The sequence below is a fragment of the Streptomyces sp. NPDC023723 genome (assembly GCF_040639815.1).
Taxonomy (GTDB): Bacteria; Actinomycetota; Actinomycetes; order Streptomycetales; family Streptomycetaceae; genus Streptomyces.
The window spans coordinates 47,288-56,566 of sequence record NZ_JBFAAP010000048.1; the positions used below are offsets into that span (position 1 = coordinate 47,288).

The 9,279-nt window shown below is 74.3% G+C and carries 7 protein-coding genes; 4 read left to right on the plus strand and 3 right to left on the minus strand.

Annotated features, from left to right (window positions below; genetic code table 11):
* Nucleotides 1-36: 36 nt before the first annotated feature.
* From AB0G32_RS32370 to AB0G32_RS32380, 3 genes are all read left to right on the plus strand, one after another.
* A complete protein-coding gene (locus AB0G32_RS32370; RefSeq protein ID WP_361171492.1) occupies nucleotides 37-2,256 on the plus strand; it encodes an NADP-dependent isocitrate dehydrogenase in 2,220 nt (739 codons plus the stop codon).
* Nucleotides 2,257-2,368: 112 nt separating this feature from the next.
* Nucleotides 2,369-3,166, plus strand: coding sequence for an N-formylglutamate amidohydrolase (locus AB0G32_RS32375; protein WP_361171495.1), 798 nt, complete (start codon nucleotides 2,369-2,371; stop codon nucleotides 3,164-3,166).
* 71 nt (nucleotides 3,167-3,237) lie between these two features.
* Entirely contained in the window at nucleotides 3,238-4,461 is a 1,224-nt protein-coding gene (locus AB0G32_RS32380) for a cytochrome P450 (RefSeq protein ID WP_361171498.1), read from the plus strand.
* Between the two features lie 8 nt (nucleotides 4,462-4,469).
* Here the strand turns inward: AB0G32_RS32380 and AB0G32_RS32385 are convergent, their stop codons facing one another.
* Genes AB0G32_RS32385 through AB0G32_RS32395 form a run of 3 tightly spaced genes read right to left on the minus strand, consistent with a single transcriptional unit; the run spans nucleotide 4,470 to nucleotide 7,014 of the window.
* Nucleotides 4,470-4,949 (minus strand): hypothetical protein, encoded by a 480-nt coding sequence (locus AB0G32_RS32385; RefSeq protein ID WP_361171501.1) that lies wholly within the window; start codon nucleotides 4,947-4,949, stop codon nucleotides 4,470-4,472.
* Complete coding sequence (locus tag AB0G32_RS32390) at nucleotides 4,946-5,521, minus strand: sigma-70 family RNA polymerase sigma factor (protein WP_361171504.1); 576 nt, start codon at nucleotides 5,519-5,521, stop codon at nucleotides 4,946-4,948. Before AB0G32_RS32390 ends, AB0G32_RS32385 begins: the two co-directional genes overlap by 4 nt.
* Nucleotides 5,522-5,580: 59 nt before the next feature.
* Nucleotides 5,581-7,014 carry a S8/S53 family peptidase gene (locus tag AB0G32_RS32395; protein WP_361171507.1) on the minus strand — a complete coding sequence of 478 codons (1,434 nt, stop codon included), beginning with the start codon at nucleotides 7,012-7,014 and terminating at the stop codon, nucleotides 5,581-5,583.
* Between the two features lie 108 nt (nucleotides 7,015-7,122).
* Between AB0G32_RS32395 and AB0G32_RS32400 the strand changes: the two genes are divergently transcribed.
* On the plus strand, nucleotides 7,123-9,279 hold a 2,157-nt coding region (locus AB0G32_RS32400), incomplete at its 3' end, for a hypothetical protein (RefSeq protein WP_361171510.1).

A 9,279-nucleotide genomic window follows, 5' to 3' on the forward strand; every position in this document is an offset into this window, starting at 1 on the left:
TGTCGAGCAATGTTGCAGACGTGGAGCGGAGCACCGGTGACTGACTCGACCATCATCTATACGCACACTGACGAGGCCCCGGCCCTGGCAACGTATTCCTTCCTGCCGGTGGTCCGGGCGTACGCCTCGCAGGCGGGCGTTCCCGTGGAGACCCGGGACATCTCGCTGGCCGGACGCATCATCGCCGTGTTCCCGGAGTACCTCACCGAGGACCAGCGCATCCCGGACGCCCTCGCCGAGCTGGGCGAGCTGGCCAAGACCCCCGCGGCCAACATCATCAAGCTGCCGAACATCTCGGCGTCGATCCCGCAGCTGAAGGCCGCCGTCGCCGAGCTTCAGGCGCAGGGTTACGCGCTGCCGGACTACCCGGACGACCCGAAGTCCGACGAGGAGCGCGACATCCGCGCCCGCTACGACAAGGTCAAGGGCTCCGCGGTCAACCCGGTGCTGCGCGAGGGCAACTCCGACCGCCGCGCCCCGGCCTCGGTGAAGAACTACGCCAAGAACCACCCGCACCGTATGGGCGCCTGGTCCGGCGAGTCGAAGACCAACGTGGCGACCATGGGCGAGAACGACTTCCGCTCCACCGAGAAGTCCGCGGTGATCGCCGAGGACGGCACTCTGCGGATCGAGCTGGTCGGCGACGACGGCACCACCACGGTGCTGCGCGAGTCGGTGCCGGTGAAGAAGGACGAGGTCGTCGACGCCTCGGTGCTGCGCGTCGCCGCGCTGCGCGAGTTCCTCACCGCGCAGGTGGCCCGCGCCAAGGCCGAGGGCATCCTGTACTCGGTGCACCTGAAGGCCACGATGATGAAGGTCTCCGACCCGATCATCTTCGGTCACGTGGTGCGTGCCTTCTTCCCGAAGACGTTCGCGAAGTACGGCGAGACGCTCGCCAAGGCCGGGCTGACCCCGAACGACGGTCTGGGCGGCATCCACAAGGGCCTGGAGTCGCTGCCCGAGGGTGCCGAGATCAAGGCGTCCTTCGACGCGGAGCTGGCCGAGGGCCCGGCGCTGGCCATGGTCGACTCCGACAAGGGCATCACCAACCTGCACGTGCCCTCCGACGTGATCATCGACGCCTCCATGCCGGCCATGATCCGCACCTCCGGTCACATGTGGGGCCCGGACGGCCAGGAGCAGGACGCCCTCGCGGTGATCCCGGACTCCTCCTACGCGGGTGTCTACCAGGCCGTCATCGAGGACTGCCGGGCCAACGGCGCCTTCGACCCGTCGACGATGGGCACGGTCCCGAACGTCGGCCTGATGGCGCAGAAGGCCGAGGAGTACGGCTCCCACGACAAGACCTTCGAGATCCCCGCCACGGGCACGGTCCGGCTGGTCGACCAGAACGGCACCGCCGTCCTGGAGCAGACGGTCTCCGCCGGTGACATCTTCCGCGCCTGCCAGACCAAGGACGCCCCGATCCGCGACTGGGTGAAGCTGGCCGTCACCCGGGCCCGCGCCACCGGCGACCCGGCGGTCTTCTGGCTGGACGAGGGCCGCGCCCACGACGCCAACCTGATCGCCAAGGTCGAGGCGTACCTGACGGAGCACGACACCGAGGGCCTGGACATCCGGATCCTGAACCCGGTCGAGGCCACCAAGCTGTCGGTGGAGCGCATCCGGCGCGGCGAGAACACCATCTCGGTGACCGGGAACGTGCTGCGCGACTACCTCACCGACCTGTTCCCCATCCTGGAGCTGGGCACCAGCGCCAAGATGCTGTCGGTGGTGCCGCTGATGGCGGGCGGCGGCCTGTTCGAGACGGGCGCCGGCGGCTCGGCGCCGAAGCACGTGCAGCAGTTGGTCAGGGAGAACTACCTGCGCTGGGACTCGCTCGGCGAGTTCTTCGCCCTGGTGCCCTCGCTGGAGCAGTTCGCCGAGGCCACCGGCAACAGCCGCGCCAAGGTCCTCGCCGACACCCTGGACCGCGCGACGGCGACCTTCCTCAACGAGGACAAGTCCCCGACCCGCCGCGTCGGCGGCATCGACAACCGCGGCAGCCACTTCTACCTGTCCCTGTACTGGGCGCAGGAGCTGGCCGGGCAGACCGAGGACGCCGGCCTGGCCAAGGTCTTCGCGCCGCTCGCCGAGACGCTCACCGCCGCCGAAGCGAAGATCGTCGAGGAGCTGAACGCCGTCCAGGGCACCCCGGCCGAGATCGGCGGCTACTACCAGCCCGACCCGGCCCGGGCCGCCGAGGTCATGCGCCCGTCGACGACGTGGAACCAGGCGCTGGCGTCCCTCGCCTGAGCCGCGGCTCCCGCCCGGGAGCGTCCTGTGGGCACCCCGTCTCCACTCCGGTGGCGGCGGGGTGTCCGGCTGTCACCACCGGCGCCTGCCGTCCCCGTCCCCGGAGCAGTCCATGACCGACGCGCCGTTCTCCTTCGAGCTGCTGCCCGGCGCCGCGCACTCCCCCGTGATCCTGCACGTGCCGCACGCCGCCCGGTCGGTCCCGCCCGAGGTGCGGGCCGGCCTCGTGCTCGACGACGCGGAGCTGGCGCGGGAGCTGGACCACATCACCGACGCGCACACGGACCAGATCGCCGAGGCGGCGGCCGGCCGGGCGCGCGTGACGCCCTGGCGGTTCGTCAACCGGCTGTCGCGGCTGGTCGTCGATCCCGAGCGGTTCCCGGACGAGCGGGAGGAGATGGCGGCCGTCGGGATGGGCGCGGTGTACACCCGGACCACGCACCGCGCGGTGCTGCGGGCCGCCGGCACCGACCCGGGGCCGCTGGTCGAACGGTACTTCCAGCCGTACGCGCGGGCGATGACCGAGGCGGTCGCGGACCGGCTCGCCGCCACCGGCCGGGCGGTGATCGTCGACGTGCACTCCTACCCCAGCGAGCCGCTGCCCTACGAGCTGCACGGCACCGGTCCGCGCCCGCCGGTCTGCCTGGGCACCGACGCCTTCCACACCCCGCCCGAGCTGCTCGCCGCCGCGCGGGCGGCGTTCGCCGGGTGCGGGGGGACGGGGCTGGACAGCCCGTTCAGCGGGACGTACGTACCGCTGGAGTTCTACCGGCGGGTGGCCGAGGTCGGCGCGCTGATGGTGGAGATCCGCCGGGACACGTACCTGACCGAGCCGGGCGGTCCGGCCGGCCCCGGGCTGTCCCGCCTGGCCGCGTCCCTGGCCGCCCTGGTGGACACGGTCTCCGGCTGACCGGCCGGGGCGGGCCATCGGCTGGAGCACTCCCGCGCGACAGGAGGGCGGGGCCCGGTGAGGGTGGGGGGATGACTGAGAAGACCGGCATGCTCGCCGAACGGACCCCGCCCCCGGTGCGGGACTGGCCCGCGCTCGATCTGGACGGTACGGACTTCGACCCGGTGCTCGCCGAGCTGATGCGCGAGGGGCCGCTGGCCCGGATCCGGCTGCCGCACGGTGCGGGCTGGGCCTGGCTGGCCACCCGGCACGAGGACGTGAAGCTGATCACCAACGACCCGCGCTTCGGACGGGCCGAGGTGACGCAGCGTCAGGTGACGCGGATGGCGCCGCACTTCAAGCCCCGCCCCGGTTCGCTCGCCTTCGCCGACCAGCCCGATCACAACCGGCTGCGGCGGGCGGTCGCCGGGGCGTTCACCGTCGGGGCGATGAAGCGGCTGCGGCCCCGGGCGCAGCGGATGCTGGACGCCCTGGTGGACGACGTGGTGCGGGACGGGCCGCCGGCCGACCTGGTCGAGCGGGTCCTGGAACCCTTCCCGATCGCCGTCGTCAGCGAGGTGATGGGGGTGCCGGCCGCCGACCGGGAGCGGGTGCACTCCTGGACCCGGGAGATCATCTCCACCTCGGGCGGGGTGGCGGGCGCCGAGCGGGCCAAGAACAGTCTGTACGGATGGATCACGGAGACCGTCCGCTCCCGCGCGCACGACCCCGGCGAGGACGTCTACTCGCTGCTCGGTGCCGCCGTCGCGCGCGGCGAGGTCGGCGAGCAGGAGGCCGTCGGGCTGGCCGGTCCGCTGCAGATCGGCGGCGAGGCCGTCACCCACAACTGCGGCCAGATGCTGTACCTGCTGCTGACCCGCCCGGAGCTGCTGGCCCAGGCCCGGGAGCGGCCCGCGGAACGGGGCGCCGTCCTGGACGAGCTGCTGCGCTGGATCCCGCACCGCTCCTCGGTGGGCCTGGCCCGGATCGCCTTGGCGGACGTCGAGCTGCGCGGCCACCGCATCCGCGCGGGCGACCCCGTCTACGTCTCCTACCTGGCGGCCAACCGGGACCCGGACGTCTTCCCCGACCCGGACCGGATCGACCCCGGCCGGGACGCCGGAGCGCACCTGGCGTTCGGCAACGGGCCGCACTACTGCACCGGCGCGGTACTCGCCCGCATGCAGCTGGAACTGCTCGTGGACACCCTGCTGGACCGGCTGCCCGGACTGCGGCTCGCGGGCGGCACCGATCAGGTGGCCTGGCGGCGCCGGACCATGATCCGCGGTCCGCGGACCCTGCCCTGTGCCTGGTGACACGGAGCTCAGGCGCGCAGCCACTCGGTGACGACGACCTCGCCGCCGGCCCGCAGCCGCAGCGCGAACGGGCCGGACGGCGGTGCCGCGCCGGTGAACCGTCCCATGTCGTCGGCGGCCAGCGGCCGGGCCGCCCGGGGGCCGCTCAGCACCTCGATCCGGGCCGGCTGCGGCGGCAGCACCTGTCCGAACAGGCCCTCGGCGCTCACCTCCACGTCCAGGCTCACCTCCCCGGCGCGGAAGGTCAGCATCCGCGGCGGGTCGGTCTCCCCCCGGATGGGCAGCGCGTCGACGAGCGAGTCGAACGTCAGCTCGGCGAGTGAGGTGTCCAGGCCGTGCAGCGCGAACGCCTCCACGGCGATCCGGCTCAGCTCGGCCGGTATCGGGTCCAGGATGCCGGCCGCCTGCCGCAGCTCCTCCTCCAGCAGCGAGTCGTCGAACGCGCCGCCGTCCATGGCCTCGTCGTTGCCGTCACGCATCTCGCTCATGCCGCCCCCCGGGCTTCCAGTCGCGCCCGCAGGCGCCTCAGACAGCGCTGGCGCATCGGTCCGATACTGCCGACGGCGATTCCCAGCGCCGCCGACACCTCCTGATAGCTGGGCGGCGGCGACGCCATCAGCACCCGCAGCACCTGCCGGCACCGCTCACCCAGTTCCTCGAACTCCTGCCACAGCCACCGGACGCGCTCGCTCTGGGCGGCGGCCTCCTCGGAGTCGAGCACCGACTCCTCCGGCGTGGGTTCGTCACTGACCCGGTCGAGCAGCTGCGGATCGTCCGTCGGCGTCCACCGACGGGCCGCCTTGAGCACCTTGAGGCACTCGTTGCGCGCGGTGCTCGCGAGCCAGGAGCCCGCCTTCTCCGGTTCCCGCAGCCGCCCCAGGTGCTGGGCGAAACGGAACCAGGCGGTCTGGTACACCTCGTGCGCGTCCGCGTCGGACAGCCGGTGTGCCCGCGCCACGGACCACACCAGCGGGCCCAGTCCTTCCACCAGCGCCTTCCAGGCCGCCGCGTCGCCGTCGGCGGCGGACTGGACTAGCGCCCCGACATCACTACGGTCCACGGCCCCACCCCTCGTGTACGACACGTCATCGTACGCCGTGGAGGGGGCCGTTCCGCCCGTCATGCCCCGTCGGCCGGGGAGTCGACGGGGACCGGTCGCCAGGTGGGCGGCAGCAGCGCCGGCACGTGGGCGCCGCGGACCTCCGCGTACTCGGTGTTCGCCGCCAGCAGTGCGCCGCGGGCCGCGCGGGCGTCGGTCTCCTGGTGCGCCGTCATGTGCGCGGCGATCAGACCGGCGACGACGGGGGCGGCGAACGAGGTCCCGCTCCACTGCGCGTGCCCCTCGAACATCACCTGGTCCGGCTTGCCGGGTGCCTCGCCCGGCTCGCTCAGCAGCCCGGTGTGCCGGGGCGCCTGGCAGGTGCAGCCGTAGCCGAAGCCGAACCGGCAGGCGTCGTAGGTGGAGTGCTGGTAGACGTACGGGACGGGGGTCTCGAAGCCGGTCAGGGCGCCGGTGAGGCGCTCGCCGGGGGCGTACGCCTTCACCCAGGCGCCGTGGTTGGAGAAGCAGGCGCCGAACTCGCCGTCGCCGCGCAGCGCGCCGACCGACAGCACGGAGTCCTCCCAGCCGGGCAGATCGGCGTAGGCGGCGGGCCAGAACGGCGTGGCGCTGCCGTTGTTTCCGGCGGCGGCGACCAGCAGGGTGTCCCGCGCCCGCAGTTCCTCCATGAAGGCGTGCACGCCGAGCAGGCCGTCGGAGCGGCCGTTGGAGGTGCCGGCGGAGAGACTGAGGACGTCGGGCCAGCCGCCCTGGTCGACGGCCTCGAACAGCTTCTCGCCGAACTCGGACTCCAGGATCGCCCCGGCGTCGTTGAGGGTGTTGCGCACGGTGATGTCCGTGTTGGGGGCGACGGCCGCGAGCAGCCCGGCGATGAAGGTGCCGTGGCCGACGTACTGGAGCAGGCAGCCCGCGTCGTCGCACTCCTGGATCTGCAGGTCGCCGCGGGTGTGCGCGAGCGGCGGGTAGGAGCGGTGGTCGCGCATGAGGCCGGTGTCGATGACGAGGACGCCGACCGCCGAGTCCGGGTCGTACGGCGTGTCGGCCGCCGCCGGGTTGGGCGGTTCGGTGCGCGGCACCGGAACGGGTTCGTCACCGGGGCAGGCGTTGACGGCGATGTGCACCACGTGGTTGCGGCTGACCAGGCGGCGCCGGGCGCGGCCCTCGGCGGCGCGCAGCGACCGCAGCGCGTTCGCGACGGCCGGGTCGCCGGCGGCGGCGCCCTGGCCGGGGTCGCCGACCTGGATGCGGGTGATGCCGCTGCGGTTGGTCTCGGCGCTCGCGCGGCGCACGTGGCCGGCGTCGAGCCCGGCGGTGGCGGTGAAGTGCTCCCGCACGGTGTCCTCGACGACGCGCGCCTCCTCCCCGTCGCGGGCGAGGACGACGCCCTTCTCGTAGAGGAACTCGGCGGAGTCGTCGGGTCCCATCGCCAGCGGGACGTCGGGCATCGAGCGCTGGATGTGGCCGAACTGCTCGCGGAATCGCTGTGGTGCCATGGCGGATCCTCCCCCTGAGGCGGCGTTCGTCAATCAGAGTCCGAAGGCGGCCGATTGATACAGACCCGCACCTGTGTGACGTGGTGCGCTGCCACTACCATCCTTGAGGTGACAGCGGGAAGCGACTCGGTTTTCGATCTGCTGCCGATGGTGTTCGCGGCCCCGAACGAGGCACTGGCGCGGGCGGAAGGGCTGCTGGACACCGCTCCGCCGCCACTGCACGCCTCCATTGCCCACCAGGTGATCGGCATCTGGCAGCGGGACTTCGGCGACACCCGGCTGGCGCTGGCCCATCTGCGCCGGGCCCGCGATCTGGCGGCCCGGGCGGATTCACCCGAACGAGAAGCCGACGTGCTGGCCACCTTGGGGGTGGCCCTGGTGCACACCGGCCGCACCCGGCAGGGGCTGGCCGCCCTGGAACGGGGCGTGGCGCGCGGCACCGGGCACACCCGGGCCCGGGTGCTGTTCCGGCGGGCGTACGCGTGGTGGGTGCTGGGCCGGCACGGGCAGGCGCTGGAGGACGTCCGGCGGGCGATCGTCGTGCTGCGGCAGGCGGGCGACGTGATCTGGACGGCGCGGGCGCTGACGCTGCGGGCCACGGTGCATCTGGCGCTGGGCGCGGTGGAGCGGGCGGAGGCCGACTTCGCGGCGGCGGAGGAGCTGTGGGGCACCACCGGCCAGGAGCACGACAAGGCGGACGCGGTGGAGAGCCGGGGGCTGGCGGCGTTCCGGTCCGGTGACGTGCCGGCGGCGCTGCGGCTGCTCGACGAGGCGAGCGAGCGGTACGCGGCGCTGGGCACGCCGATGTTCATGCTGAACATCCGGCGCAGCGAGGTCATGCTGGCGGCCGGGCTGGCGCCGGAGGCGCTGGCCGAGGTGGACCAGGCGATCGCGGTCCTGGACGGGATGGGCGGGCAGTCCACCCGCAAGGCTGAGCTGCTGCTGGTCGCGGCGAAGGCGGCGCGGGTGGGGGGCGACGCGCAGACGGCGATAGCGCGGGCGGCGGTCGCGGTGCGGCTGTTCGCGGCGCAGCGGCGCACCTGGTACGAGACGCATGCCCGGCTGGTGCTGATCGAGGCGCGGGTGGCGGCCGGGCGGGGTTCGGGGCGGCTGGTCGCGGACGCGGCGGCGGTGGCGGAGAAGCTGGCGTCCTTCGGCGCGCCGGCCGCGCCGGAGGCGGCGCTGCTGGCCGGGCGGATCGCGCTGGACCTGGGCTGGACGGCGGACGCGGAACGGCACCTGGCGGTCGCCGCGCGCAGCCGGCGCGGCGGGCCGCCGCTGGCCCGGATGACGGGCTGGGCGGCGCAGGCGCTGCGGGCCCGGGCGGCCGGCTCCACGCGGGGGGTGCTGGAGGCGTGCCGGCGCGGGCTCGACGTACTGGACGACCACCGGATGACGCTCGGGGCCTCGGAGCTGCGGGCGCGGGCCACCGCGCAGGGCGCGGAGCTGGCGGCGCTGGCCCAGGAGGCGTCGCTGGCCTCGGGCGGGCCGCGGCGGCTGCTGGTGTGGAGCGAGCGGTGGCGGGCCACGGTGCTGACCGCGCCGCCAGCCCGGCCGCCGGCCGACCCGGTGCTGCTCAGTGACCTGACCGCGTTCCGGGAGATCGCCGCGCGCGCCGAGGAGGCCCGGATGGACGGGCGTCCGGTGGCGGCGCTGGAGCGCGAACAGCGGCGCCTGGAGCGGGAGATCCGCTCGCGGACGCTGCACATGCGCGGGGAGGCGCCGGGCGGCGGCGACCGGTTCGACGTCGGCCGGCTGCTGACGGCGCTCGGTGCCGACGTACGGCTGGTGGAACTGGCGGTGCTGGACGGCCGGGTGCAGGTGCTGCTGTGCGGGCAGGGGCGGGTGCGGCGGTTCGAGGCGGGGCTGCTGGCGGAGGCGGAGCGGGAGGCGGAGCACGTCCAGGCCGGGCTGCGGCGGCTGGCCCATCCGGGCGCGGAGGCCCGGCTGCCGGTGGTGGAGGCCGCCGGGCGGCGCCTGGAGGAACTGCTGCTCGGTCCGGCGGCGGAACACCTCGGTACCGGGCCGGTCGTGGTCGTACCGCCGGGGCGGCTGCACCGGGTGCCGTGGGCGCTGCTGCCGGCGCTGCGCGACCGGGTGCTCAGCGTCTCGCCGTCGGCGACCAGTTGGCTGCGCGCCCGCGAGACCGCGCCGCCGCCCGGCGGCCGCCACGTCCTGGTCCGCGGCCCGGGCCTGGCCAGCGGCGGCGCGGAGGTCCCCCTGCTCGCCGAGGGCTACGGCGGTCCGGCCGGCGGCGGGTCCGCG

Coding starts and splice junctions, on each gene's coding strand:
- AB0G32_RS32380 (WP_361171498.1), top strand. CDS start 3,238: ATGACTGAGAAGACCGGCATGCTCGCCGAACGGACCCCGCCCCCGGTG.
- AB0G32_RS32385 (WP_361171501.1), bottom strand. CDS start 4,949: ATGAGCGAGATGCGTGACGGCAACGACGAGGCCATGGACGGCGGCGCG.
- AB0G32_RS32395 (WP_361171507.1), bottom strand. CDS start 7,014: ATGGCACCACAGCGATTCCGCGAGCAGTTCGGCCACATCCAGCGCTCG.
- AB0G32_RS32375 (WP_361171495.1), top strand. CDS start 2,369: ATGACCGACGCGCCGTTCTCCTTCGAGCTGCTGCCCGGCGCCGCGCAC.